Below are 24,556 nucleotides of genomic sequence, written 5' to 3' on the forward strand. Positions count from 1 at the left end.
GCCAGAGCACGCACGCGAGCAGCATCAGGCCGACCAGGCCCAGCCGCACCGCGCCGGTCAGGTCGCTGCCGACCCCGAGCCAGTCCTTGAGAAACGGCGCCAGCGCGTAGACGGCCTGCACGATCAGCGTGCCGACCAGCACGCCCACGTGGCTGCCGAGGCCGCCGACCATCACGACGGTCCAGAGCGCGAAGGTCTCGGACGCGATCATCGCGTCCGGCCCGACGTAGCCGATGTACCACGCGGCGAGCGCCCCGGCGAGCGCGGCGGGAAGCGCCCCCGCGATGCTCGCGCGCGTCTTCAGCGCGAGCGGATCGTAGCCGAAGCAGACGGCGAGCGCGGGTTCTTCGCGCATCACCTTCAGCGCCCGGCCGAAGCGGCTCGCGGTCAGGCGCCGGTAGGTCGCGTAGGTGAGCGCGAGGCAGCCGGCCGTGACCGCGAGAAACGCGAGATCGGCCCACGGCGCCCGCAGCCCGGGGAACAGCGGCGCGATGCCGCCGATGCCTTGCGCGCCGCCGGTCAGCCAGCTTTCGTTGAGCGCGATCGTGCGCAGGATCTCGGCGATCGCGAGCGTCGCGATCCCCCAGTAGTCGGCGGAGAGCTGTCGCCCGAGCCGTGCGACGACGATCGCCAGCGCCCCCGCGGCGGCCAGCGCGAGCGCCAGCGCCGAAGGCAACGGCCAGCCGAGCTGCGACGCGATGCCGGCCGCGTACGCGCCGAGCCCGCTGAACGCAATGAAGCCGAAATTGACGAGCCCCGCATAGCCGGCCTGCAGGTTCAGCCCGAGCGCCATCGTCGCGTACAGGCAGCCGACGGTCAGCAGATGGATGACGAAACTAGACACGCCGTACCTCCCGATCGAAGATGCCGTAGGGCCGGAAGATGAGGGCGACGAGCAGGATCGCGAACGACACCGCGCCGACGTACTCGACCGGAAAGAACTGCATCGGCCGGTCGACGAGCCCGCCGAAATCGACGTTCAACGCGACGGTTTCGGCCACCGCGATCAGCAGCGCACCGGCTGCCGCCCCGAGCGGATTGCCGAGGCCGCCCAGGATCGCCGCGGAAAACACCGGGATCAACAGCCCGTAGCCGAGATTCACGTGCACGCTCTCGGTGGCGCCGAGCATCGTGCCGCCGAGCGCCGCCAGCACGCCGCTCGCGAACGTGATCACGTTGGTCACGCGGGTCGCGTCGATGCCGGTCGCGAGCGCCAGTGCGCGATTCGACGCGAGCGCGCGCATCGCCCGGCCGAGGCCGGTGCGGTACAGCAGTGCCGCGAATATCGCGAGCGCGCCGGCGCCGCATGCGATCGAGCCCAACTGCGGCACGGACAGCGCGACGCCGGCGATCACCATCGGCGGGTGCACGTCCTGCGCATACTGCTGCGGCCGCGAACCGGCGACGCCGAGCACCAGCGCGACCGCGAGCATCGAGATCGCGAGCGAGCCGATCATCGCCACCGCGCTGCCGGAGCGCAGCAGTCTCGCGAACACGAACAGGTTCAGCAGCGTCGCGGCCGTGCCGACCAGCACGCAGGACACGACCGTCGCGAGTGCGAACGGCATCCCCGCGCGCTCCAGCCAGAGCGTCGCGAATGCGCCGAGCATCGCGTACTGGACATGCGCGATGTTGGGAAAGCGGATCAGCGAATAGAGCGTCGACAAGCCGACCGACACCAGCAGCAGATCGGCGGTGCGGATCAATACGTCGACAATGAATGACAGCATGGCGAGGTCCTCGGGTTCATCCAGGCGGGCGGTCGCTCACTGCTGCGCGACGACCGATTGGCGGTAGATCACCTTCTCGTAGGGCTGGACTTCGCGCTGGCCGTCGGCATCGAACGCGATCGCGCCGGTCACGCCGGTATACGACTTGCCCAATGCCGCGAGCGCCGTGCGAATCTTCGCCGGTTCGATGGATTGCGCGCGGCCGATCGCGGCGGCGGACAACAGCGTCGCGTCGTACGCATAGCTGCCGAACGCCGAGCGCGGGGCCTCGTTGTACGCGGCCTGATAGGCGCTCGCATACGCTTTCGCGCCCGCGCCGAGCGCGGCGACCTCGAGGCCGATCTGGCCTTGCGCGATCTGCGCGGGCGTGTCGCTCGTGCACATCGTCAGATAGATGCCGTACCACGGATGCTGGTTGAGCCGCATCTCGAACGCCTGGCGGTTCAGCGTCGCGGCTTCCTGGCCATAGGCGCTGTAGACGTACGCGTCGGGCTGCGCGCGCGACGCCTGCTCCAGCTCGCGGCGATAGGTCGACTGCCCTTCCGTGTAGAGCACCGTCGACACCACCGTGCCGCCGAGCGCCTCGAAACGCTTCCTGAATTCGCCCGCGATGCCCTGGCCATAGCCGTTGTTCGGCGCGATCAGTGCGATGCGGCGCAGCTTGCGGGCATACACGTCCTGCGCGGCGAAGCGCGCGGACAGGTCGTCCAGCCCGATCACGCTGAACGAGCCCGCGCCGATCTTGCGCACTTGCTGACTCGACGAGCCGATGTTGATGTGCACGTCGCCCTGACGCACCAGGAACTGCCCGACCGGAATCGTCACCGACGACGAGAACTCGCCGAGCACGACCGGCACGTGCTCGACGGTCGCGAGCTTGCGTGCGGCGTCGAGCGCGGTATTGGCCGAGCCGCCCGAATCCTCGATGCGCACGGCGAGCTTCTGGCCCAGCACGCCGCCTTTCGCATTGATCTGCGCGACGGCGAGCTCGATGCCGCGGCGCTGGTCTTCGCCGATCGACGCACTCGCGCCGGTCAGCGGCAGCACCGCGCCCACGCTCACGTCGGCCTGTGCAGCGCCCGACGCAACCGCACCGAGCGCGATCCAGATACCGACACTCCACTGACTTGCCTTCATCTTCGTTCTCCTGTCGCATGGTCGGCCGCACGGCTGGCGGCATGGTTTGATATACAAAAGTGTCGACAGAATCACAGATCAAAAATCGTTTGCAAATAAATTTTCGAATGGCTGTGAAGAATCGTAAAAGCCCTGTGAATTATAGAAAAATCGCCCTGTTTTCATGCATTTATGCACGCATATAAAGATCGCGAATAGCCGTGGTGCACGCGCGCTCCAATGTGGAGCAATCGAGAATATTTCTGAAAAAAGTGTATACAGAGGTGAATTGCAGTGCTTAAATCTGCCCAACTCGACACGGCCTCGGAGGGCAGTCAGATGGTGGAGATCAAGCGATACGGCGTGGGTGAACGGATGAGCCAACTGGTGGTCGCGGGCGGGCTGGCTTTCGTCGCGGGTCAGGTGGCGGACGACACGTCGCTCGACGTGGCCGGACAGACCCGTCAGATTCTCGACAAGATCGACCGGCTGCTCGAAGGCGTGGGGCTCGACAAGCGCCGGATCGTATCCGCGAGCATCTGGCTGGCCGACTATCGCAGCTTCGCCGAGATGAACAGTGTGTGGGACGCGTGGGTGCCGCAGGGCGACGCACCGGCACGCGCGTGCGTCGAATCGAAGCTCGCGTTTCCCCAGTACACGGTCGAGATCGCGGCGATTGCCGCGAGCTAGTACAGGAGAACCGGACGATGAAGACGATCGTGCTCGGCGGCGGCATCGTCGGCGTGACCACTGCATATTTTCTCGCGAAGGCCGGCGACGAGGTGACGGTGATCGAGCGTCGCGACGGCGTCGCGCTCGAAACCAGCTTCGCGAATGCGGGGTTGATCGCGCCTGGCCATTCGTATACCTGGGCGTCGCCGCGTGCGCCGAAGATCCTCTTCAAGTCGCTGTTCGCCGATGGCCAGGCGCTGCGGCTCAAATGGACGCCCGACTGGCGCATGTGGGCCTGGTGCGCGCTGTTCCTGCAGAACTGCACGGCCGAGCGCTCGCGCCGCAACACGTCGATCAAGGTGCGGCTGTGCCGTTATGCGCAGCAGCGACTTCAGCAGGCGACGCGCGACGAACGGCTCGAGTACGACCGCACGAGCGGCGGGCTGTTGTACCTGTATCGCGATCCGGCGTCGTTCGAGCGCGGCGTCGCGAACATGCGGATCCTGACCGACAACGGCCTGCCGCTCGATATCCTGGATGCGCGGGCCACCGTCGAACGCGAGCCGGCGCTGCGCCACGCGGCGGCCGGGATCGCGGGTGCGATCCATTGCCCGAGCGACGAGAGCGGCGACGCGCATCTGTTCACGCGCGCGCTCGCCGAGCGCTGCCGTGCGCTCGGCGTCGAATTTCGCTTCGGCACGTCGATCGACGGCGTGCGCGCGAGCGCCGACGCGATCGACTACGTCGAGACGTCGCAGGGCCGCGTGAGCGGCGATCGTTACGTGCTCGCGCTCGGCGCGTATTCGCCGGGCGTCGCGCGCGCGCTCGGCTACCGGTTGCCGATCTATCCGGTCAAGGGGTACTCGGTCACGCTGCCGATCGGCGATACGCACGAGCCGCCGGCGCTCGGCGGCGTCGAGGAGAACCAGCTCGTCGCCTGGGCGCGCTTCGGCGACCGGCTGCGGCTGACCGCGACCGCCGAGTTCAGCGGCTACGACACCACGCATTCGCCGGGCGATTTCGCGCACATGCTCGCGACCGCGCAGGCACTGTTCCCGAACGGCGCCGACTACGCGAAGCCGTCGTACTGGGCCGGGCTGCGGCCGATGACGCCGGAGGGCACGCCGATCATCGGCGCATCCCGGCACCGCAACCTGTTTTTCAACACCGGCCACGGCCATATGGGCTGGACCATGTCGTGCGGCACCGCGAAGATCGTGGCGGATCTGATTCACGGCAAGCGGCCCGACATCGACATCACCGGGATGACCCTGCAATGAGCGAACTTCTCTCTACCCCCCAGACGTCCGATCCGGGTGTCGGCGCCGGCCCGGCGCGCGATGCGTACGCCCGCTTCGATTTCTCGCTCGACGCCGGCATCGCGCGGCGCGCGGCGATCGGCCTCGTCGTGCTGGCGACCGATCATACGATCGAATACGAGTGGCGACGTCTGCTCGCCATCGATGGCGTCGCGTTCTACGAAAGCCGGATCGCGAATTCGGCCGAGATCACGGCCGAAACGCTCGCGCGGATGGACGGCGGCATCTGCGCGGCGGTCGAGTTGATCCGGCCGGGCGAGCGCCTCGACGTCGTGGCGTTCGGCTGCACGTCGGCGTCGATGGTGCTCGGCGAGGAACGCGTCTTCGAGCGCATTCGCGAGGCGCGGCCCGGCGTCGCGTGCACCACGCCGATTACCGCGGCACGCGTCGCGCTGACGGCGCTCGGCGCGCGCGGCGTCGCACTGCTGACGCCATACGAGCGCGCGATCAACGATGCGATGGCCGCGTACCTGCGTGCACGCGGCGTCGATATCGTGCGGGTGGGCTCGTTCGAGCACCGCGACGACAACGAGGTCGCCCGGATCGAGCGCTCGTCGATCGAGCACGCGGTGCTGACGCTCGCCGCCGATCCGGCCGTCGATGCGGTATTCGTGTCGTGCACGAGCCTGCGCATCGTCGATGCGCTGGCCGACATCGAGGCGCGGGCGGGCAAACCCGTGCTGTCGAGCAATCACGCGCTCGCATGGCACGCGCTGCGGCTCGCGGGCATCGACGATCCCGTGCCGGGCTTCGGCAGCCTGCTGATGCGCTGACCCATGGCTCGTACAGGTAAAAAGACGCGCGCGGGCAAATTGCCGATGGATAATGACGCGCGGTGACAACAGGTGGAACCAGGAGACGAGATGTCGACTTCCGTTATGGCTGGCCGGGAGACCGCGGCGCCCACGCGCACGGGCCTCACGGTCAACGAGATTTACGAGCAGTTGAAACAGATGGCCGTGCTGTACGAGATCCGGCCGGGCGAACGGTTCAACGAGCTGGAGCTTGCCGAGCGCTTCAACGTGAGTCGTACGCCGATTCGCGAGGCGCTGAACCGGCTCGTTGCCGAAAATTTGCTGGTGTTCGTGCCGAACCGCGGTTTCTTCATTCGGGAACTGGAGGGGAAGGATGTGTTCGATCTGTTCGAATTGCGTCGCTCGATCGAGACGACCGCGGTGATGCTCGCGTGCGAGCGTGCGTCGGACAACGACATCAAGGCGCTGCGTCGCTTCTGGAAGCAGGTGATGAAGAATGCCGCGCGAATGTCGTCGGCCGAGCTGGTTGTCAAGGATGAGCAGTTTCACCTGGAGCTCGCCGCGTTGTCGGGCAATGCCGAGATCGGCCGGGTGCTGCAAGGGATCAATGCGCGGATTCACTACGTGCGCTGGGTCGACGTCGATCAGCGACGCAACGAGGCGTTTACCGAGCATCTCGAGATTCTCGACGCGCTCGCCGAACGCGATGCGGCGCGCTGCACGACGCTGACCGACACGCATATCCGCTGGCGGATGGAAGAGATCACGCGCGTCGTCCAGGCGAGCGTCGTCAAGCTGTACGCAAAATAAGGAAAGACCGGCCGCGGCGCGTGCGACGTTCGCGTGCCGCACGCGAACGGGCAGGACCGGCCGGTCGACGAGACAAGCAGTCGTGCAAAGGAGGACGGGCCGCCCGGATCGACCGGCGCGGCGCATCGCTACTTGATCGTCACGAGGTGCCGTCATGCCACACGGTACGTTGGTCACGCTGTATAAACCCTCCGCCGCGCAGATCGAGCATTTGCTGACCTTGCCCGCGAAAAGCCCCGCCGTCGTCGCGGTCGACAATTCGCCCGCCGCCGATCCCGCGCTGTACGCACGGCTCGCCGCAGGCGGCGTCGACGTGATCCCGAATCACAATCGCGGCGGTATCGCCGGTGCGTTCAACGCCGGCGTCGAATTCCTGATCGGCCGCGGCTGCGACGTCTTCTTCATCTTCGACCAGGATTCACACGTTCCGGACGACTATTTCGATCGCATGCTGGCCGGCTGCGCGCGGGTGGGCGACAGCCGCTTCCTGGTCGGCCCGCGGATCTTCAACCGCAATTTTCAGCGCGACCTGCCGTTGTTCACGGTGCGCCGCTGGTCCGCGCAGATCACACCAATCCACGGCGGCGCGCACGGCCTGCTGTCGTGCTCGGTCATCATCTCGTCGGGCACCGCGATCTCGCTCGACGCGTATCGTGCGCTCGGCCGCTTCCGCGAGGACTTCTTCATCGACCACGTCGACGCGGAATACTGCATGCGCGCGCAGGCGCACGGCGTGCCGGTGTGCGTCAACGCCGACGTGTCGCTGCCCCACGAACTCGGCAGCCCGTCCGCGCAGCAGCACTGGCCGCGCGTCGAGATCTTCGATCAGAGCGCGCTGCGCCACTACTATGCGGCGCGCAACTGCATCCTCGTCGCGCGCGACTACTGGCGGCGCTATCCGGCGATGCTGCTAATCAATCTCATCACGCTCAAGCACGTCGCGTTCGTGTTGCTGCATGCGCGTAACAAGCGCCTGAAGCTGAAGGCGATCTATTGCGGCGTGACGGACGGGCTGCGAGGGCGGTACGGGCGCGTGTGACGCGTGATTTATCGCGGTATCGGCGCATGACGAACGCGCCATACAATTCGGATCACTGATTATAAGAGAGGGTTCCAGATGAGCTTGCCTACGCCGATTCACCGCCGCTATACAGGCGCGTTCTCCGTCGCGCCGACGATCTTCACCGAGTCGGGCGAGATCGACATGCCGGGCCAGAAGCGCTGTGTCGACTTCATCATCGACGCGGGAGCGGATGGCCTGTGCATCCTGGCGAACTACTCGGAGCAGTTTTCGTTGACCGACGACGAGCGCGAGCGGCTCATCGCGGCGATCCTCGAGCACGTAGCGGGGCGCGTGCCGGTGATCGTGACGACCACGCATTTCAGTCCGGCGATCTGCGCGGCGCGCAGCCGCGCCGCGCAGGCGGCCGGTGCGTCGATGGTGATGGTGATGCCGCCGTACCACGGCGCGACGATTCGTTGCGGCGAGGCTGCGATCGAGCAGTTCTATGCGGAGCTTTCCGACGCGATCGCGATTCCGATCATGTACCAGGATGCGCCGATGAGCGGCACGCAAGTATCGGCCGCGTTTCTGGCGCGCATCGCGCACACGATTCCGAATCTGCGCTATTTCAAGATCGAGGTGCCGCAATCGGCAGCGAAGCTGCGCGAGCTGATCGCGCTCGGCGGCGACGCGATCGAGGGGCCGTTCGACGGCGAGGAAGCGATCACGCTGCTCGCCGATCTCGATGCGGGCGCGACCGGCAGCATCCTCGGCGGCGGTTATCCGGACGGGCTGCGGCCGATTCTCGCCGCGTATCTCGCCGGGCGGCGCGACGAGGCGGTCGCCCAGTACGAGCAATGGCTGCCGTTGATCAATTACGAAAATCGTCAGGCCGGCCTGCTGGCGGCGAAGGCGCTGATGAAGGAGGGCGGCGTGATCGCATCGGACGCGCCGCGCCGTCCGCTCGCGCCGCTGCATCCGGCCACGCGCGCGGGCCTGATCGAGATCGCGCGACGGCTCGACGCGCGGGTGCTGCGCTGGGCACGCTGACGCGGCCGCCTCGCAGCACGACCTTGCGATTTCCGCCGCGGTCCGTGCGCACGACGCGTACGCGCGGCCGCCGTACTCGATGACCCAACCAAGGAACCCGAAGAATGAGCATGCCGACGATACGCGCGGTCCGCGCGCTGACGGTGCGTGGTGGCGGTGCCGACTACCACGATCAGGATGCCGGTCACTGGATCGACGACCACATCGCGACGCCGATGTCGCGCTACCCCGAATACCGGCAAAGCCGCCAGTCGTTCGGCATCAACGTGCTCGGCACGCTCGTGATCGAGGTCGAGGCCAGTGACGGCACGGTCGGTTTCGCCGTGACGACCGGCGGCGAGATCGGCGCGTTCATCGTCGAGCGGCATCTTGCGCGCTTCATCGAAGGGCAGCGCGTGACCGACATCGAGAAGATGTGGGATCAGATGTTCCACGCGACGCTGTACTACGGGCGCAAGGGTGTCGTGCTCAATGCGATCTCCGGCGTCGATCTCGCGCTGTGGGATCTGCTTGCCAAGGTTCGGCGGGAGCCCGTGCACCAGTTGCTCGGCGGCAAGGTGCGCGACGAGCTCGAGTTCTACGCGACCGGCGCCCGGCCCGATCTCGCGAAGGAGATGGGCTTCATCGGCGGCAAGCTGCCGTTGCATCACGGCCCGGCCGAGGGAGAGGCCGGCCTGCGCCGCAATCTCGACGCGCTTGCCGACATGCGTTCGCGTGTCGGCGCCGATTTCTGGCTGATGCTCGACTGCTGGATGAGCCTCGACGTGCCGTATGCGACGCGGCTCGCGCACGAAGCGCACGCGCTCGGCCTGAAATGGATCGAGGAATGCCTGCCGCCCGACGACTATTGGGGCTATGCGAAGCTGCGCCGCGACGTGCCGCGCGGCATGCTCGTCACGACCGGCGAGCACGAGGCGACCCGCTGGGGCTTCCGCATGCTGCTGGAGATGGAGTGCTGCGACATCATTCAGCCGGACGTGGGCTGGTGCGGCGGGCTCACCGAGCTGATGCGGATCTCGGCGCTCGCCGATGCGCGCGGCGTGCTGGTGATTCCGCACGGCTCGTCGGTTTACAGCTATCACTTCGTCACGACGCGCCACAACAGCCCGTTCGCCGAATTCCTGATGATGGCGCCGCAGGCGGATCGTGTCGTACCGATGTTCGATCCGCTGCTGCTCGACGAACCGGTGCCGGTCGGCGGGCGGATGAAGGTGCCCGACACCCCCGGGTTCGGCGTGCGTCTGAATCCGGACGTGCGCATGCAGCGCCCGTACGAACACTGAGCGCGCGGATGCGTGCATCCGCATCGTGATGCGGCCGGCTCGAACGGCGCGGCAGCCGCTGCGGCGCGCGCGATGGTCGAGGCAGAGGAGAGCGCAATGACGAAGTTGCTCGAAGACAGGATCGTCGTCGTGACGGGCGGATCGCGCGGGATCGGCCGTGCGATCGCGCTGGCGTGTGCGCGGCATGGCGCCGACATCGTCGTCAACTACTGGACGAACCCGCTGCTGCCCGCGCAGGCCGAGCACGAGATCGACGCGCTCGTCGACGCGATCCGCGCGACGGGGCGCGACGCGCTGGCCGTGCCGGGCGACGTCGCGCAGCCCGACACGGCGCGCGCGCTGGTCGCGGCCGCAGTCGAGCGATTCGGCCGGATCGACGTGCTGGCGAGCAATGCCGGAATCTGCCCGTTCCACGGCTTCCTGGACTTGCCGCCCGAGCTGCTGCAACGAACGATGGAAGTGAACCTGCACGGCGCGTTCTACATGACCCAGGCCGTCGCCCGGCAAATGGCCGCGCAAGGGCACGGCGGCGCGATCGTCGCGACCAGCTCGATCAGCGCGCTGGTCGGCGGCGGCATGCAGACGCACTACACGCCGACCAAGGCTGGCGTCCATGCGCTGATGCAGTCGTGCGCGGTCGCGCTCGCGCCGCACCGGATTCGCTGCAATTCGGTGCTGCCCGGCACGATCCGGACCGAAATCAACGACGACGATCTCGCCGCGCCCGGCAAGACCGAGTACTTCGAGCGCAGGATTCCGCTCGGTCGCCTCGGCGAGCCGGACGACGTCGCCGACTGCGTCGTATTTCTCGCGTCCGACATGGCGCGCTACGTGAACGGCGCCGCGCTGCTCGTCGACGGCGGCATGTACGTGAACCTTCAGTGAAACCGCGAGGCATGGCCATGGAAACGATCGCCTTCAGGATGCACCTGCACCCCGGCAAGCGGGACGAATACCGGCGCCGGCACGATGCGATCTGGCCGGAACTCGCCGACGCGCTTCGCGCGGCGGGTATCTCGGACTACTGGATCTTTCTCGACGACGACACCCATCACCTGTTCGCCGTGCTCAAACGGCCGGCCGATCACCGGATCGCGCAACTCGCCGAAACGGACGTGATGCGTCGCTGGTGGGCGTACATGGCCGACCTGATGGCGACCGGGCCGGACGGGCGCCCGGTCGAGAAAGCGCTGGAGCCGATGTTTCATCTGGAATGAGGCCGGCCGCTCAACGGGCGGCCACGTTCGACGTGTGCCGACCCGTGGCAGCGGATCATCGTGGCGCATCAACTCATGGAGCCCACATGCAGGTTGTCGATCCCCATGTCCATTTCTGGGACGCCGACGCGCTGAGCTACGGCTGGCTCGATCGCGCCCGACCGGCGTTCTCGGGTGCGGTGGCGGAATTGCCGCGCCGGTACCTGCCCGCGGACCTGCGCGCGGACGCCGGCGCGGATATCGACGTGCTGAAGGTCGTGCATGTCGAGGCAATCCACGATGCGTGGACGACGCCGAGCGAAGTCGACTGGCTGCAGGCGCTTGCCGATGCGCCGGCGAGCGACGGGATGCCGGACGGCATCGTCGCGGGCGTCGACCTGTTCGCGCCGGACGCACGCATCCGGCTCGCCGGCGCGGCGGCGCATCCGAACGTGCGCGGCATCCGGCAGGTGTTGAACCGGCATCCGGACCCTTGGTACAACTACGTCGACGTGGATTATCTGGCCGAGCCGCGCTGGCGAGAGAACTTCGGGATGCTGAGCGAGTTCGGTTTGTCGTTCGACCTGCAGCTGTACCCCGCCCAGGTCGGCGCCGCGCTCGCCGTCATCGACGCGCACCCCGACACGCCCGTGATCGTCAATCACACGGGCATGTTCGTCGACCGAAGCAGCGTGCACGGCTGGCGCGAATGGCGCGACGGACTGCGCGGGCTCGCGCGGCGGGCGAACGTGACGATGAAGCTGTCCGGGCTCGCGATGTTCGACCATCGCTGGACGGTCGAAAGTTTCCGCCCGTACGTGCTCGAGGCCATCGACGTGTTCGGCGTGGCGCGCTGCATGTTCGCGTCGAACTTCCCGGTCGATCGACTCCATGCCGGCTATCGGGCGCTCTGGCACGCTTACGCGGCGATCGTCGCGGGCGCCGGCGACGAGGAGCGCGAGGCGCTGTTCGTCCACAATGCGCTGCGAACGTACCGATTGTGAGCCGCGTGTCACCGTGGACGCCAACGGACGTGCACTCCGCGCGTCGCCGGTCGGCGTGATTCGCACCGCGCCGCAACGTACGCTTGCGCCGGCTCCGACGGGCCAGGCGCAGCAGGGCGGCCGGCTGGATCGGCGCCGGCCACACTGCGCGCCGTCGAGCGGCGCGGGCCGCCGCCCAGGAACCTGCTCGCTTTAACCGCGCAGCGCGGTCGCGACGACGCTCGCCAACGGCGTCGTGGGTCGACCGATCAGTCGCGCGAGGGCGCCGCCCTCGTCGAACAGCGCACCGCGCGACGCGGCCACGTCGGCATCGGCCAGGACGCTGGCAAACTCGGGCGGCAGCCCGGCGCTCGTCAGCGCGTCTGCATAAGCATCCTGCGCGAGATCGTTGTAGACAACGGTCTTGCCGGACTGCCGCGAAACCTCGGCAGCCAGTTGCGCGAGCGTGAACGCATCGTCCGCCGCCAGCTCATACGTTTTTCCTGCATGGCCGTCCGTCGCCAGTGCCACGGCCGCGGCCGCCGCATAGTCCTTGCGCGCGGCGGAAGAGAAGCGCCCGTCCTTCGCGGCCCCGATGAACGCGCCGTGCTCGAGGGCCGCGGGGAGGGCCATCAGATGGTTCTCGGTGTACCAGCCATTGCGAAGAATGACGGCGGGAAGGCCGGCGGCCGCGATGATTTCTTCCGTCTGCCGGTGCTCGATCGCGAGTCGGGCGGGCGAGGTGTCGGCGTGCAGCATGCTCGTATAGGCGAGCAACGAGACTTCCGCCCGCCGGGCCGCGTCGATCACCGCGCGATGCAGCGGCAGGCGCCCGGCGACTTCGGTCGACGAGATCAGCAGGAGTTTGTCGACCCCGACGAACGCGCTGGCGAGCGTTTCAGGCCGCTTGTAGTCGGCCTCGCGCACCACCACGCCGCGCGCCTCGAGGTCGCGTGCCTTCGCGGGATTCCTGACCGCCGCGACGATCCGGTCGGCCGGAACGGTTTCAAGCAATGCATCGATCACAAGGCGCCCGAGTTGCCCGGATGCTCCCGTTATTGCATACATGTTCATTCTCTCCGTGAATCGGTGGGTGAGGCTCCCAGTGTAGGGATGAAGGTTTCCATTGGAAACCACCTATCCATCGGTTACCATCATTTTCAAGTAACCAAATGGAAACCATCCCGGGACGACGATGGGCTTGAGAATGCGAAAGAAGGTGGAGCCGCTTCCCGGCTGCCCGATGTCGAAATGCATGGCGTTGATCGGCGGCCTGTGGACGCCCGAACTGATCTGGTGCCTGAGCAATGGCCCGCGTCGGTTTTCGGAGTTGCGGCGCGACAACCCGACCATCACCGCGAAGGTGCTGACCGGCAGGCTGCGTGATCTCGAGGAGCGGGGCGTGATCCGGCGAAGCGTGTTGCCGACGTCGCCGCCGTCGGTGGAATACGAGTTGACGTCGCTGGGCCAGGAACTGCTGCCGGCGATTACGTCGATCGTGGAGGTCGGGTCGCGCCTGCTGCTTCGCGATCGGCCCCGCTAGCCATTTCCGCCTGGCCGGCCTACCGCGCCGCCGCCGAACGCTTCCGCTTCGTATTCGGCAACGGCTCGTGCTGCATCGGCCCCTTGACGAGTTCGCTCATCGCGTCGCGAATCCAGCGGTTGGCCGGCTCGTGATGAAAGCGCGGATGCCAGTGCAGATAAAGCTCGTACGTGGGGGCGGGGAAGGGCAGCGGCAGCAGCTTGACGTTCACGAACTCCGCGAAGCGCCGCCCGACGGCCTGCGGCACCGCCGCGATCATGTCCGACCCGGCGACGACGAACGGCACGCCGATGAAGCGCGGCGTACTGAAGCGGACGTTGACGCGAATCCCGAGGCGCTCGTGCGTGCGGGCGAGCACGTCCTGCTCGCGGCCTTCGGGATGCACCATCACATGCGCGGCGGCGCGGTACTGATCGAGCGACAGCGTGTCCCCGATTTCCGGATGATCGTCGCGGGCGATACACACATACGAATGCCGGTACAGCGCCTTGCGCTTCAGCGATTCGCTGTTCAACCCCGGAAAGTAGCCGATCGCGAGGTCGACGTCGCCGCTCGCCAGCCCCTCCTCCAGCTCCGGCATGCTGAGCGCGACCGTCTTGATGCTCACGTGCGGCGCGGCCTTGTCGAGAAAGCTCTCCAGGCGGGGCAGGAACACCATTTCGCCGATGTCCGACATGCACAGCACGAAGTTGCGCGACGACTCGGCCGGGCGAAACTCGGGCATCGGCAGGATTTCGGTCTGCACCAGATCCAGTAGCCGCGCGACCGGCTCGCCGAGCGCCTGCGCGCGCGGCGTCGGCTCCATGCCGCGGCCCGTGCGCACGAACAGCGGGTCCTCGAACAGCTCGCGCAGCTTCGACAACGCATAGCTCATCGCCGGCTGGCTGAGCCCGATGCTGACGCCCGCCTGCGTCACATGGCGCTTTTTCAGCAGCGCATCGAACACTTTCAGCAGATTCAGATCGACCTGACGAATATCCATGGTTTGGATGATACCTATCGATTTCACATAATTGACGGATTTTATCGGGCTTCCTACCATCGTTTCCACAACAAAGGAGTGAGACACCATGTCCGATGGACGCAAGCCGCAACGCCCGTTGCGCAGCAATTTTCCGCGCGGTTCCTACCTCGGCGCGGTGCGCGCCGCGCAGTGGCGCAATCTCGGCATCAGCGAGGAAGACCTCGACAAGCCGAAGATCGCCATCGTCAATTCCTCGTCCGAACTTGCCACCTGCTTCAGCCATCTCGACGGCATCGCCGCGCAACTGAAACAGGCGATCCGCGCCGCGGGCGCGCTGCCGTTCGAGATCCGCACCGCGGCGCCGAGCGACTTCATCACCGGCGCGGGCGCTCGCGGCGCCTACATGCTGGCTGCGCGCGACCTCGTCACGAACGACATCGAAGTGGCCGTCGAGGGCGCGCAGCTCGACGGCATGGTGTGCCTGGCGTCGTGCGACAAGACCGTGCCGGGCCAGCTGATGGCCGCCGCGCGGCTGAATATCCCGAGCATCGTCGTCGCGTGCGGTTATCAGCCGAGCGGCGAATATCGCGGCGAGCACGTGGACATCGAGGACGTGTTCGTCGGTGCGATGCATGCGCTGACCGGCAAGCTGCCCGTCGAGGACCTGATCGGCATGAGCCAGAACGCGATTCGCGGCCCCGGCGTGTGTTCGGGGCTCGGCACCGCGAACTCGATGCACATGGTCAGCGAGGCGCTCGGCATGTCGTTGCCCGGCAGCACGCCGGTCGCCGCCAACAGCGAGCGGATGTTCGCGTTCGTGCGCGAAGCCGGCGCGCGCATCGTCGAGATGGTGCGCGACGACCTGAAGCCGCGCGACATCCTCACACACGGCGCGTTCGCGAATGCGGTGAAGACGGTGCTCGCGGTCGGCGGCTCGATCAATACGGTCAAGCACTTGCAGGCGGTCGCGGCCGAAGGCGGGCTCGACGTCGACGTGTACGCGCTGTTCGAAGCATTCGCCGCGCAGATCCCGGTGCTGACCGGCGTGCGTCCGGTCGGCTCGCACATGATCGAGCAACTGGAGGCGGCGGGCGGTGGCCGCGGCGTGATGAAGCGGCTCGAAGCGTGGCTCGACACCGGTGCGCTGACGGTGACCGGGCGCACGGTGAAGGACAACCTGGCCGATGCGACGATCGCCGACGACGACGTGATCCGCCCGCCGCAGCGCGCGTTCGCGAACCATCCGGCCATCGTGCTGGTGCGCGGCAACCTCGCCCCGCAGGCCGGCATCGTCAAATTCGGCATCTCGCCGACCAAGCAGCGCACGTTCACCGGCGACGCGATCTGCTTCTCGACCTCCGACGACGCGATCGCCGCGATCAAGGACGGTCGCGTGCAGCCGGGCAAGGTCGTCGTGATGCGCGGCGCGGGCGTGTGCGGCGGCCCGGCGATGGGCGGCGGGGCGTCGCGCGTGGTGTTCGCGATCGACGGCGCGGGCTTGTCCGAGCAGGTCGCGATGCTCACCGACGGGCATCTGTCGGGGCTGGTCTGCAAGGGGCTGGTGGTCGCGGAAGTGGCGCCGGAAGCGGCGACCGGCGGCCCGCTCGCGCTCGTCGAGGACGGCGACACGATCGACATCGATCTGGACCGGCGCGTCTGCGACCTGAAGGTCGACGAAGCCGAGCTGGCGCGCCGTCGCGCGGCGTGGCAGCGTCCCGCGCCGGTCAACGACACCGGCTGGCTGAAAATCTACCGCGCGACGGTCGGCACGATGCCGCAAGGCGCGGTGCTCGGCGCGGACCGGCCGGCGCGGGAGCGTTGAGATGAGCGGCGAAACCGTAATCGACATCGGCACGGTGATCGAGCGGCAGCAGACCACCCGCTTCGGTATCCTGCTGATCGTCGCGATGGGCGTGATGATGATGACCGAGGGCTACGACCTCGCCGCGATGGCGTTCGCGGCCCCGGCGCTGAGCCGCGCGTGGCACCTCAAGCATGGCGTGCTCGGCCCGGTGTTCGGCGCATTCGTATTCGGCACGATGATCGGCGCGTTCGTGCTCGGCTATCTCGGCGACGTGATTGGCCGCAAACGCATGATCGTGATCGGCAGCGTCGTGCTCGCGGGCTTCACGCTCGCCGCGTCGCGTGCCACCGGCCTCGAACAGCTGCTGGTGCTGCGCTTTCTGGCGGGCATCGGCATCGGCGGCGTGGTGCCGAACGCGATCGCGTATACGACGGAGTTCGCGCCGAAGCGCTGGCGCGCGACGTGGGTCACGCTGATGTACAGCGGCTATACGATCGGCAGCAGCGTGGGCGGTCTCGTGTCGGCGTGGCTCGTGCCGAAGTTCGGCTGGCAGGTGGTGTTCGTGATCGGCGGCCTCGCGCCGCTCGTGTCGAGCGCGATGTTGTGGTTCGCGGTGCCGGAGTCGATCCGCTTCCTGACGCTCAAGGGCCGTCACGCCGAAGTCGCGCGAATCGTCGCGCGGATCGCACCGGGCTTCGCCGTCGCGCCGCAGGCCCGCTTCGTGATCGGCGGCGCTTCGCCGGGTCACGCGCACGAGCACCGCCGCGACGGCTCGCTGCGGTTGCTGTTCGCGGGTCGGCTGCGCGCGCTGACGCCGGTGCTGTGGGCAGTCTACATCGCGAACTCGATGGCGCTGTTTTTTCTCAGCAGCTGGCTGCCGGTGCTGATCGAAAGCGTGGGCCTCGCACCGCGCGACGCGGCGCTCGTCTCGACGATGTTCCAGGTCGGCGGCACGCTGGGCGGGCTCGCGCTGATGCGCTTCGTCGACACGCGCGGCGCCATCATCATCACCGTGCTGCCGCTCGTCGGCACGCCCCTCGTCGCGCTGCTCGGCACCGGACTGCCCGCCCCGATGCTGGTCGCGGCGGTGTTCCTGACCGGCTTCACGGTGGTCGGCACGCAGTTTGGCCTGAACGCGGTCGCGGCACTCGTCTATCCGACCGCGCTGCGCGCGAAAGGCACGGGCGCGGCGGTCGGTATCCAGAAGATCGGCGCGATCGCCGGGCCGGTGATCGGCGGGATGCTGATGTCCGCGCATCTGCCGGTCGAACGGATGTTCTTACTCGGCGCGGTGCCGGTCGCCTTCGTCGCGCTCCTCGCGTTCGCGCTCGGCCGCCTGCATCGCCGCGGCGACGATACCGCGCCGGACAACGCTCAAACAGGAGCCGCCCATGTCGCTTGAAGTCGTTCCCATTGACGCCGCGCGTCCGGATTTCGTCGGTCTCGCCAGCGGTGTCGATCTGACCGCGCCCGTGTCCGAGCCGCTCGCATGCGCGATCGACGCCGCGATGAACCGCTACGCGGTGCTGGTGTTCCGCGCTCAGCCGCTCACGCAGGATCAGCAGCTTGCGTTCGCACGCGCGCTCGGACCGCTCGATGTCGGTTTCAAGCGCGTGGCGCGACCGCATGCGCGGCTCGCCCACCAGGAACTCGCGGACATCTCGAACGTGGACGAATCCGGGCAGATCGCGGACCGCGCGCACCGGCGCATCGTCGGCAATCTCGCGAATCAGTTGTGGCACAGCGACAGTTCGTTCCAGCAGCCGGCGGCGCGCTATTCGATGCTGCATGCGGTCGTCGTGCCGGAGTGGGGCGGCGAGACCGAGTACGCGGACATGCGCGCCGCGTGGGATGCGCTCGACCCTCGCGAGCAGCGCGAACTCGACGGGCTCGAAGCGGAGCACTACGCGCTGCACTCGCGCTTCCTGCTCGGCGATACCGACTACAGCGACGCGCAGCGCAACGCGCTGCCGCCGGTGCGCTGGCCGCTGGTGCGCGAGCACGCCGGGTCGGGGCGCCGGCATCTGTTCATCGGCGCGCACGCGACGCATGTCGTCGGTCGCACGCTGGCCGAAGGCCGCGTGTTGCTGATGGATCTGCTCGAACATGCGACCGCGCGCCGTTTCGTGTATTCGCATCGCTGGCGGCCCGGCGATCTCGTGATCTGGGACAACCGCTGCACGCTGCACCGCGGCCGCCGTCACGATCTGTCGGTGCGCCGCGAACTGCGGCGCGCGACGACGGTCGACGTCGACCGATACGTGGCGGCGCCGGCGGAGCCACTCGAACCTGTACAGGGAGCACGCTAAATGCAGTTGAACGACGACGAACGGGCGATGCTCGACGGCCGCGACGGCGCGGCCGTGCAGCGCGCGATGGATCTGCTGGTGCGCTACGGCGAAGCGCTCGGCGCGTCGCGCCTGGTGGACACGAACAACGTGTGCGGCACGGTCGGCGCGACGATGCCGTTCCTGCGCGATTACGCGGCCAGGCACGGCGGCCTCGACGCGGTGTTTTCCGAATTCAACCTCGATAGCCCCGAGGTGGTCGAGGTGCCGAAGGCGAAGGTCTTCAGCAGCCACCTGCAGCAGGGGCTCGATCCGCAGCATGCGCAGCGTCAGGGCATCGACGGCGAGATCGTGAAGCTGTACCGCCAGGGCGAGGCGTTCACCGGGCGGCTCGGCATCCAGCCGCTCAATACCTGCGCGCCTTACCTGACCGGCAACGTGCCGGTGCGCGGCGAGCATTGCGCATGGATGGAGTCGTCCGCGGTCATCTACATCAACGCGGTGCTCGGCGCGCGCTCCAATGCCGAAGGGCGCGAGAGCACCGGCGCCGCGATGCTGACCGGCAAGATTCCGTACTGGGGCCTGCACCTCGACGAAAACCGCGGCGGCACGCATCTGATCGAACTCGACGTCGACGTGAAGACGGTGCAGGACTGGGGGCTGCTCGGCTACTACGTCGGCGAATGCGTGCAGGACCGCATTCCGGTGATCGACGGGCTGCGCGACGTGCCGAACCTGCCGAAGCTCAAGCACTTCGGCGCGGCCGCGGCTTCGTCGGGCGGCGTCGAGATGTACCACATCGTCGGCCAGACGCCGGAGGCGCGCTCGCGCGACGAAGCGTTTCGCGGCCGCAAGCCTCTCGAGACGATCCGCTACGGCGCGGCCGAGCGGCGCATCGCGTACGAGCGCGTCAACACCACCGCGAAAGACGCCCAGGTCGACTTCGTGATGCTCGGTTGTCCGCACTATTCGATCGAGCAGATCTGGGAGGTCTGCCAGTTGCTCGAAGGGCGCCGTATCGGCACGAATACCGAGCTGTGGATCTTCACCGCACGCGCGACCCGCCAGCTGGCGGACCAGGCCGGCTATACGAAGCTGATCGAGGACGCGGGCGGGGTGCTGATGACCGACACGTGCTCGGCGATCGGTCGCGTGATGCCCAAGGGCACGCGCGTCGTTGCGCTCGACTCGGCGAAGCAGGCGCACTACCTGCCGGCGATCATGGGCGTGCAGGCGTGGTTCGGCACCACGGCCGATTGCATCGAGGCCGCAGTGAGCGGCCGCTGGAACGGAGGGCTGGCGGCATGAGCACGCATCACGAAATTCACGAAATGACGGACAAAGCCGGCACGCCGATCGTGCTGCGCGGACGCAAGGTGGTCGGCGGCTGTGTCGAGGGCGAGGCGCTCGTCACGCGCGATCGCATCTCCGGCTGGGGCGGCATCGATCCGCGCACCGGCACGATCATCGAGACGCGTCACGAACTGCGCGGCCAGAGCTTCGCGAACAAGGTGCTGGTGTTTCCCGGCGCGAAGGGTTCGTCCGGATGGTCCAGCCAGTTCCATATCGCGCGAATCGCGGGCACCGCGCCGGCCGCGATGCTGTTCAACGAAATGACCACGAAGATCGCGCTCGGCGCGGTGGTGAGCCACGCGCCGTCGCTGACCGACTTCGACGTCGATCCGCTCGACGTGATCGAAACGGGCGACTGGGTGCGCGTCGATGCCGAGCGCGGCGTCGTCGAAGTGCTCAAGCGCAGCCGCACCTGATTCCGGCGCGCGGCTTCGTCCGCGCGCCACCGCGATGGATTTTCAAGGAGAGCATGTTTTGAACACAGGTACTCGTATCGTTCGCCGCGACGGCCAACCGACGGGCTGGACACTCGACGCCGACGTGTGCATCGTCGGCGCGGGCATCGCCGGCACCTCGGCTGCGCTCGAAGCGGCCGCGCTGGGCCGCAAGGTCGTGCTGGTTGACAGCCTGCCCGCGCTCGGCGGCCAGGCGGTCAACTCGATCATCGGCACGTTCTGCGGGCTGTTCTCGAACGGGCCGAAGCGCTTCCAGGTCACGCACGGCATCGCGGACGGCATCCTGCGCGATCTCGGCGAGAAGGGCGCGCTGCATTACAAGGAAGGGCCGCTGACGACCGTCGTGCTGTACGACGAAGTCGCGCTCGCACGCTGGATCGAGCAGAAGATTCTCGACGCAGGCATCACCGTCGTGCTCGGCGCCGTGTTGCGCGACGTGGTGCGCGAAGGGCGGCGGGTGCGCGAACTCGACGTCGCGACGCGCTACGGCGACGTACGCATCGCGGCCGACGGCTTCGTCGACGCGAGCGGCGATGCCGCGCTCACGTGGCTCGCCGGGTTCGACTGCCAGGAGCCGGAAACGCCGATTCGCGGCACGCAGATGATCGTGCTCGAGAACCTCGACGAGACCGATCTGCCGACGCCGCCCGCGTTTCGCGAGCGCGTCGAGGAAAAGGCACACGCGTATGGGCTCGAACGCAAGGACGGGCTCGTGTTCTATTTCCGCGGCCGCAACATCGGCATTGCGAACATGACGCACATCGAGACGCCGCTCGAACCGATGGCGGCGTCGCGCACCGCGCTCGTCGGCCGCGACCAGGCGGACCGCGCGTTCGAGTTCCTGCGCGCGGAGTATCCGCACATCTATCGCAACGCGCACATCCGCAGCTACGGGCTGCCCGGCATCCGGCAGACGCGCTGGATCGTCGGCGCCCAGCAGTTGCGCTCGGAAGACGTGATCGCCGCCCGGCAGTTTCCGGACGCGGTCGCACGCACCTCCTGGCCGATCGAATTGCACGATCGCGCCGAGGGCTACGAATGGAAGCCGTTCGGCGACGACCATCTGCATACCGTGCCGTTCGGCAGCCTCGTCGTGAAGGACGCCGACAACCTGATCGCGGTCGGCCGCTGCATCGACGCCGACGCGACCGCGCTGTCGAGCGTGCGGGTGATGGGGCCGTGCATCGCGATGGGCGCGGCGGCCGCGCACGCGTTCGATCTCGCGGATGGCGGCAGTGTCCATGACATCGATCGCGGCCTGCTGCGCGAGCGGCTCGCCGACAACGTCGATCGAATCGATCCACCGCATCTGAAGCACTGACGCACGACCCGCCGGCCGCGCGGCAATACCAAAGAGGTGCATCGGGCGCTCCGCCAGGAGGCTCGCAACCAGTACCCGCTGCCGCGCCGGCCAGAGACGAAACGAAGGAACGCGCGACGCGCCGGAATCTGCCGGCGCGCCGACGCGGCACCTGAGGAGGAGACGATGATTCAACCCTTGCCGGATGCGCGCACGGTGGACGTGTCGCGCCTGATCGACGAACAGAGAATCGGCCGCTTCGCGATCCTGCTGATCGCGTCGACCTGGCTCGTGATGCTGACCGACGGCTACGAGCTCAGTGCGCTGGCGTTCGCCGCGCCTTCGCTGATTCGCGCCTGGCACATCGAGCGCAGCGTGCTCGGGCCGGTGTTCGGCGCCAACGTCTTCGGCATCATGATCGGCTCGATCCTGTTCGGCTATATCGGCGACCGGATCGGGCGCAAGCGCGCGATCCTGTTCGGTGCATGCTGGTACGGGCTCGTCACGCTCGCGACCGCATGGGCGTCGAGTGTCGACCACCTGCTGTGGCTGCGCTTCGCCGCGGGCATCGGCATCGGCGGCGCGGTGCCGAACGCGTTCGTGCTCGTGTCGGAATTCGCGCCGAAGCGGCTGCGGGCGACCTGGGTCACGCTGATGTTCACCGGCTATACGCTCGGGGCGGGCTTTGGCGGCGGCGTCGCCGTGTGGCTCGTGCCGCACTTCGGCTGGCCGGCGGTATTCGTGGTCGGCGGGCTCGCGCCGCTCGTGGTGGCCGCCGCGCTGTCGTTCGTGATGCCGGAGTCGCTGCGCTATCAGGTACTGAAGGGCTGGCCCCGCGACGGCATTGCCGCGACTGCCGCGCGCGTGCGGCCCGAACTCGCGTTGCCGCCGGAGGCGCGCTTCGTCGTGACCGACGAGCGCCGCGTCGCGAAGTTCTCGCCGCGCATGCTGTTCGCCGGCCGGTTGCGCTACGTGACGACCGCGCTGTGGCTCGCGTACATCGCGAATTCGATGGCGCTGTTCTTCCTGCAAAACTGGCTGCCGGTGCTGATCGAGGCGACCGGCGTCGCCGCGCATCGCGCCGCGCTGATGACGACGCTGTTCTCCGTCGGCGGCACGCTCGGCGGCCTCGTGCTGATGCGCTTCATCGACCGCCATGGCGTGCGGCTCGTCACGTGTCTGCCGCTCGTCGGCTTTCCGCTCGTCGCGGCGCTCGGCATGAACCTCGAGACCGCCTGGCTGACGGCCGCCGTGTTCGGCGTCGGCTTCTGCGTCGCCGGCACCCAGGCAGGGCTCAATGCCGTCGCGTCGATCGTCTATCCGACCAGCTTCCGCTCGAAAGGCACCGGCACCGCGATCGGCGTGGCGAAGATCGGCTCGATCTCCGGCCCGATGATCGGCGGGATGCTGCTCGCCGCGCATGTGCCGGTGCGCGAGCTGTTCCAGGTCGCGGCGCTGCCGGTCGTCGCCGTCGCGGCGCTGATGTTCGTGCTCGGTCGCATGTACCGGCCCGGCGACACGCACGACGACGGGCTCGCGGCGTGTGATCCCGCGGGCGCCGAACCGCCGCTACCCGCAGCGGAGCGCTAGGAACAGCGGCAGCGGCGGGGCCGGGCGCGGCGCGCGCGCACGCACGGTCGCCGGTGCGATGCATGCTGCGCGTTTGCGCCCGCTGCGCGTTCCCGCCGCCTTCGATCCGCATCACCTCATTCCATCGAAACCGGAGAAGCACGATGAAAACAGCAGTCTGCACTGCTGCGGTGGCTTGCGCCCTCGCGGCGCCGCTCACGGTCCATGCGCAAAGCTCGGTCACGTTGTACGGCATCATCGATACGGGCATTGCCTGGACGAATACGGTCGCGTCGTCGATCAAGGCGCAGGGCGCGTCGCGCTGGTCAATGGCGACCGGCTGGGGCAGCGGTGACCGCCTGGGTTTCCTCGGACGCGAGGATCTCGGCGGCGGCCTCTCCGCGGTGTTCCAGCTCGAAGCGGGGTTCAGCGGATTGAACGGCACGTCGTCGCAGGGCGGCCGACTGTTCGGACGGCAGGCGTACGTCGGCTTGTCGAGCAAGCAGTACGGCAAGCTGACGCTCGGCCGTCAGTATGACTACACGTTCGACTACGTCGCACCGCTGATGGCATGGCTTCAGTTCGGCAGCATCTACGGCGCGCACATCGGGGACGTGGACGACAGCTTCCAGACGTTTCGCCTGAACAACAGCGTCAAGTACGAGGTAAGTCCGCTCGCGGGACTGAAGCTCGGCGCGCTCTATGCATTCAGCAACCAGGCGGGCGGCGGCGCCGGCCAAGGCTTCGCCAACAACCGCGCGTACGGCTTCGGGCTCGATTACCTGCGCGGACCGTTGCATGTGGTCGCGAGCTATCTGCAACTGAACAATCCGTCGGCGGGGATTGCGTCGTCGGGGAATAATCCGAACGGCGCGATCGGCGACGAGTACAGCGGTTCGACCAGCCTCTTCTACAACGCGGGCTTCGTCGAGCGTCAGCGCATCTCGGCACTGGGCGCCGGCTATTCGTTCGGCGCGGCAGCGGTGAACCTGGTCGTCACCGACACGCGGCTCGCTTATCGCGGCGGCCACAGCCTGCGCGTCGACAACTACGAGATCAACGGGCGCTACAACTTCACACCGGTGCTGATCGCGGGGGTCGGCTACATCTTCACCGATGGCCATGGGTATACCGGCAGCGGCGCCACGTCGTTCGCGACCGGCGACCGGCCGAGATGGCATCAGGTGGATGCGGGCATCACCTACCTGCTGTCGAAGCGCACCGATCTGCACATGTCGATGGTCTATCAGCGGCGGGCCGGCGATGCGGGCACCGTTGCGATCAACTTCTTCGGACCGGCGGGGGCGGGGCGTAGCAGCCAGATCGCGGTGCTGGCGGGGCTGCGGCATCGCTTCTAGCCTGC

General features: G+C 67.7%; 24 protein-coding genes. 19 read left to right on the forward strand and 5 right to left on the reverse strand.

Annotated features, from left to right (window positions below; genetic code table 11):
* From AP428_RS32675 to AP428_RS32685, 3 genes are all read right to left on the reverse strand, one after another.
* Positions 1-844, reverse strand: an 844-nt coding sequence (locus AP428_RS32675; protein WP_063934032.1) for a branched-chain amino acid ABC transporter permease, incomplete at its 3' end; no start/stop codon positions are given.
* On the reverse strand, positions 837-1,730 hold the full coding sequence (locus AP428_RS32680) for a branched-chain amino acid ABC transporter permease (protein ID WP_006481231.1): 894 nt from the start codon (positions 1,728-1,730) through the stop codon (positions 837-839). The genes AP428_RS32675 and AP428_RS32680, both read right to left, overlap by 8 nt.
* A 36-nt stretch (positions 1,731-1,766) precedes the next feature.
* Complete coding sequence (locus AP428_RS32685) at positions 1,767-2,867, reverse strand: ABC transporter substrate-binding protein (protein WP_011549807.1); 1,101 nt, start codon at positions 2,865-2,867, stop codon at positions 1,767-1,769.
* Between the two features lie 318 nt (positions 2,868-3,185).
* Between AP428_RS32685 and AP428_RS32690 the strand changes: the two genes are divergently transcribed.
* The 10 genes from AP428_RS32690 to AP428_RS32735 all read left to right on the forward strand — a co-directional run bounded on the left by AP428_RS32690 (position 3,186) and on the right by AP428_RS32735 (position 11,938).
* A complete protein-coding gene (locus AP428_RS32690; RefSeq protein ID WP_012336771.1) occupies positions 3,186-3,536 on the forward strand; it encodes a RidA family protein in 351 nt (116 codons plus the stop codon).
* A 17-nt stretch (positions 3,537-3,553) separates the two neighbouring features.
* Complete coding sequence (locus AP428_RS32695; protein WP_011549805.1) at positions 3,554-4,798, forward strand: D-amino acid dehydrogenase; 1,245 nt, start codon at positions 3,554-3,556, stop codon at positions 4,796-4,798.
* A complete protein-coding gene (locus AP428_RS32700; RefSeq protein ID WP_011695033.1) occupies positions 4,795-5,610 on the forward strand; it encodes an aspartate/glutamate racemase family protein in 816 nt (271 codons plus the stop codon). Before AP428_RS32695 ends, AP428_RS32700 begins: the two co-directional genes overlap by 4 nt.
* Before the next feature lie 90 nt (positions 5,611-5,700).
* Positions 5,701-6,402: a GntR family transcriptional regulator gene (locus AP428_RS32705; RefSeq protein ID WP_011549803.1), complete on the forward strand. Its 702-nt coding sequence runs from the start codon at positions 5,701-5,703 to the stop codon at positions 6,400-6,402.
* Between the two features lie 154 nt (positions 6,403-6,556).
* Positions 6,557-7,441 carry a glycosyltransferase family 2 protein gene (locus AP428_RS32710; RefSeq protein WP_011549802.1) on the forward strand — a complete coding sequence of 295 codons (885 nt, stop codon included), beginning with the start codon at positions 6,557-6,559 and terminating at the stop codon, positions 7,439-7,441.
* Between the two features lie 78 nt (positions 7,442-7,519).
* Complete coding sequence (locus AP428_RS32715; protein ID WP_011549801.1) at positions 7,520-8,455, forward strand: dihydrodipicolinate synthase family protein; 936 nt, start codon at positions 7,520-7,522, stop codon at positions 8,453-8,455.
* A gap of 104 nt (positions 8,456-8,559) precedes the next feature.
* On the forward strand, positions 8,560-9,738 hold the full coding sequence (gene rhmD / locus AP428_RS32720; protein ID WP_011549800.1) for an L-rhamnonate dehydratase: 1,179 nt from the start codon (positions 8,560-8,562) through the stop codon (positions 9,736-9,738).
* A gap of 96 nt (positions 9,739-9,834) precedes the next feature.
* Positions 9,835-10,623, forward strand: coding sequence for an SDR family NAD(P)-dependent oxidoreductase (locus AP428_RS32725; protein WP_011549799.1), 789 nt, complete (start codon positions 9,835-9,837; stop codon positions 10,621-10,623).
* Positions 10,624-10,640: 17 nt separating this feature from the next.
* Complete coding sequence (gene rhaM / locus AP428_RS32730) at positions 10,641-10,955, forward strand: L-rhamnose mutarotase (RefSeq protein WP_011549798.1); 315 nt, start codon at positions 10,641-10,643, stop codon at positions 10,953-10,955.
* Positions 10,956-11,041: 86 nt separating this feature from the next.
* Positions 11,042-11,938 carry an amidohydrolase gene (locus AP428_RS32735; protein ID WP_011549797.1) on the forward strand — a complete coding sequence of 299 codons (897 nt, stop codon included), beginning with the start codon at positions 11,042-11,044 and terminating at the stop codon, positions 11,936-11,938.
* A gap of 192 nt (positions 11,939-12,130) precedes the next feature.
* On the opposite strand, the gene AP428_RS32740 is transcribed toward AP428_RS32735, so the two are convergent.
* The gene (locus AP428_RS32740; protein WP_011549796.1) at positions 12,131-12,985 is read right to left on the reverse strand and encodes an SDR family oxidoreductase; all 855 of its coding nucleotides are present in this window, start codon (positions 12,983-12,985) and stop codon (positions 12,131-12,133) included.
* A gap of 139 nt (positions 12,986-13,124) precedes the next feature.
* On the opposite strand from AP428_RS32740, the gene AP428_RS32745 reads away from it, so the two are divergent.
* Positions 13,125-13,460, forward strand: a complete 336-nt coding sequence (locus AP428_RS32745) for a helix-turn-helix domain-containing protein (protein WP_023474530.1) — start codon at positions 13,125-13,127, stop codon at positions 13,458-13,460.
* Between the two features lie 19 nt (positions 13,461-13,479).
* On the opposite strand, the gene AP428_RS32750 is transcribed toward AP428_RS32745, so the two are convergent.
* Positions 13,480-14,442 carry a LysR family transcriptional regulator gene (locus AP428_RS32750; protein ID WP_011549795.1) on the reverse strand — a complete coding sequence of 321 codons (963 nt, stop codon included), beginning with the start codon at positions 14,440-14,442 and terminating at the stop codon, positions 13,480-13,482.
* A gap of 88 nt (positions 14,443-14,530) precedes the next feature.
* On the opposite strand from AP428_RS32750, the gene AP428_RS32755 reads away from it, so the two are divergent.
* The 8 genes from AP428_RS32755 to AP428_RS32790 all read left to right on the forward strand — a co-directional run bounded on the left by AP428_RS32755 (position 14,531) and on the right by AP428_RS32790 (position 24,551).
* Positions 14,531-16,246: a dihydroxy-acid dehydratase gene (locus tag AP428_RS32755; protein ID WP_011549794.1), complete on the forward strand. Its 1,716-nt coding sequence runs from the start codon at positions 14,531-14,533 to the stop codon at positions 16,244-16,246.
* Position 16,247: 1 nt separating this feature from the next.
* The gene (locus AP428_RS32760; protein WP_011549793.1) at positions 16,248-17,630 is read left to right on the forward strand and encodes an MFS transporter; all 1,383 of its coding nucleotides are present in this window, start codon (positions 16,248-16,250) and stop codon (positions 17,628-17,630) included.
* Positions 17,620-18,537: a TauD/TfdA family dioxygenase gene (locus AP428_RS32765; protein WP_011549792.1), complete on the forward strand. Its 918-nt coding sequence runs from the start codon at positions 17,620-17,622 to the stop codon at positions 18,535-18,537. Before AP428_RS32760 ends, AP428_RS32765 begins: the two co-directional genes overlap by 11 nt.
* Positions 18,538-19,824, forward strand: a complete 1,287-nt coding sequence (locus tag AP428_RS32770) for an aconitase X catalytic domain-containing protein (protein WP_011549791.1) — start codon at positions 18,538-18,540, stop codon at positions 19,822-19,824. It begins immediately after the preceding gene.
* Entirely contained in the window at positions 19,821-20,285 is a 465-nt protein-coding gene (locus tag AP428_RS32775; RefSeq protein ID WP_011549790.1) for an aconitase X swivel domain-containing protein, read from the forward strand. The genes AP428_RS32770 and AP428_RS32775 overlap by 4 nt, the downstream gene beginning before the upstream one ends.
* A gap of 34 nt (positions 20,286-20,319) precedes the next feature.
* The gene (locus tag AP428_RS32780; protein ID WP_011549789.1) at positions 20,320-21,645 is read left to right on the forward strand and encodes an FAD-dependent oxidoreductase; all 1,326 of its coding nucleotides are present in this window, start codon (positions 20,320-20,322) and stop codon (positions 21,643-21,645) included.
* 165 nt (positions 21,646-21,810) lie between these two features.
* The gene (locus AP428_RS32785) at positions 21,811-23,214 is read left to right on the forward strand and encodes an MFS transporter (protein ID WP_011549788.1); all 1,404 of its coding nucleotides are present in this window, start codon (positions 21,811-21,813) and stop codon (positions 23,212-23,214) included.
* 143 nt (positions 23,215-23,357) lie between these two features.
* Positions 23,358-24,551, forward strand: coding sequence for a porin (locus AP428_RS32790; protein WP_011549787.1), 1,194 nt, complete (start codon positions 23,358-23,360; stop codon positions 24,549-24,551).
* Positions 24,552-24,556 lie beyond the last annotated feature (5 nt).

The sequence above is a fragment of the Burkholderia sp. E168m22 genome (assembly GCF_001319805.1).
GTDB classification, from domain to species: Bacteria; Pseudomonadota; Gammaproteobacteria; order Burkholderiales; family Burkholderiaceae; genus Burkholderia; species Burkholderia orbicola.

Bases quoted from the DNA above. Each gene is read 5' to 3' on its own strand.
- AP428_RS32685 (WP_011549807.1), bottom strand. From the start codon at position 2,867: ATGAAGGCAAGTCAGTGGAGTGTCGGTATCTGGATCGCGCTCGGTGCG.
- AP428_RS32725 (WP_011549799.1), top strand. From the start codon at position 9,835: ATGACGAAGTTGCTCGAAGACAGGATCGTCGTCGTGACGGGCGGATCG.
- AP428_RS32745 (WP_023474530.1), top strand. From the start codon at position 13,125: ATGCGAAAGAAGGTGGAGCCGCTTCCCGGCTGCCCGATGTCGAAATGC.
- rhmD (WP_011549800.1), top strand. From the start codon at position 8,560: ATGAGCATGCCGACGATACGCGCGGTCCGCGCGCTGACGGTGCGTGGT.
- AP428_RS32765 (WP_011549792.1), top strand. From the start codon at position 17,620: ATGTCGCTTGAAGTCGTTCCCATTGACGCCGCGCGTCCGGATTTCGTC.
- AP428_RS32735 (WP_011549797.1), top strand. From the start codon at position 11,042: ATGCAGGTTGTCGATCCCCATGTCCATTTCTGGGACGCCGACGCGCTG.
- AP428_RS32780 (WP_011549789.1), top strand. From the start codon at position 20,320: ATGGATTTTCAAGGAGAGCATGTTTTGAACACAGGTACTCGTATCGTT.
- AP428_RS32740 (WP_011549796.1), bottom strand. From the start codon at position 12,985: ATGTATGCAATAACGGGAGCATCCGGGCAACTCGGGCGCCTTGTGATC.
- AP428_RS32680 (WP_006481231.1), bottom strand. From the start codon at position 1,730: ATGCTGTCATTCATTGTCGACGTATTGATCCGCACCGCCGATCTGCTG.
- AP428_RS32715 (WP_011549801.1), top strand. From the start codon at position 7,520: ATGAGCTTGCCTACGCCGATTCACCGCCGCTATACAGGCGCGTTCTCC.
- AP428_RS32695 (WP_011549805.1), top strand. From the start codon at position 3,554: ATGAAGACGATCGTGCTCGGCGGCGGCATCGTCGGCGTGACCACTGCA.
- AP428_RS32760 (WP_011549793.1), top strand. From the start codon at position 16,248: ATGAGCGGCGAAACCGTAATCGACATCGGCACGGTGATCGAGCGGCAG.
- AP428_RS32710 (WP_011549802.1), top strand. From the start codon at position 6,557: ATGCCACACGGTACGTTGGTCACGCTGTATAAACCCTCCGCCGCGCAG.
- AP428_RS32750 (WP_011549795.1), bottom strand. From the start codon at position 14,442: ATGGATATTCGTCAGGTCGATCTGAATCTGCTGAAAGTGTTCGATGCG.
- AP428_RS32700 (WP_011695033.1), top strand. From the start codon at position 4,795: ATGAGCGAACTTCTCTCTACCCCCCAGACGTCCGATCCGGGTGTCGGC.
- rhaM (WP_011549798.1), top strand. From the start codon at position 10,641: ATGGAAACGATCGCCTTCAGGATGCACCTGCACCCCGGCAAGCGGGAC.
- AP428_RS32775 (WP_011549790.1), top strand. From the start codon at position 19,821: ATGAGCACGCATCACGAAATTCACGAAATGACGGACAAAGCCGGCACG.
- AP428_RS32705 (WP_011549803.1), top strand. From the start codon at position 5,701: ATGTCGACTTCCGTTATGGCTGGCCGGGAGACCGCGGCGCCCACGCGC.
- AP428_RS32785 (WP_011549788.1), top strand. From the start codon at position 21,811: ATGATTCAACCCTTGCCGGATGCGCGCACGGTGGACGTGTCGCGCCTG.
- AP428_RS32790 (WP_011549787.1), top strand. From the start codon at position 23,358: ATGAAAACAGCAGTCTGCACTGCTGCGGTGGCTTGCGCCCTCGCGGCG.
- AP428_RS32690 (WP_012336771.1), top strand. From the start codon at position 3,186: ATGGTGGAGATCAAGCGATACGGCGTGGGTGAACGGATGAGCCAACTG.
- AP428_RS32755 (WP_011549794.1), top strand. From the start codon at position 14,531: ATGTCCGATGGACGCAAGCCGCAACGCCCGTTGCGCAGCAATTTTCCG.
- AP428_RS32770 (WP_011549791.1), top strand. From the start codon at position 18,538: ATGCAGTTGAACGACGACGAACGGGCGATGCTCGACGGCCGCGACGGC.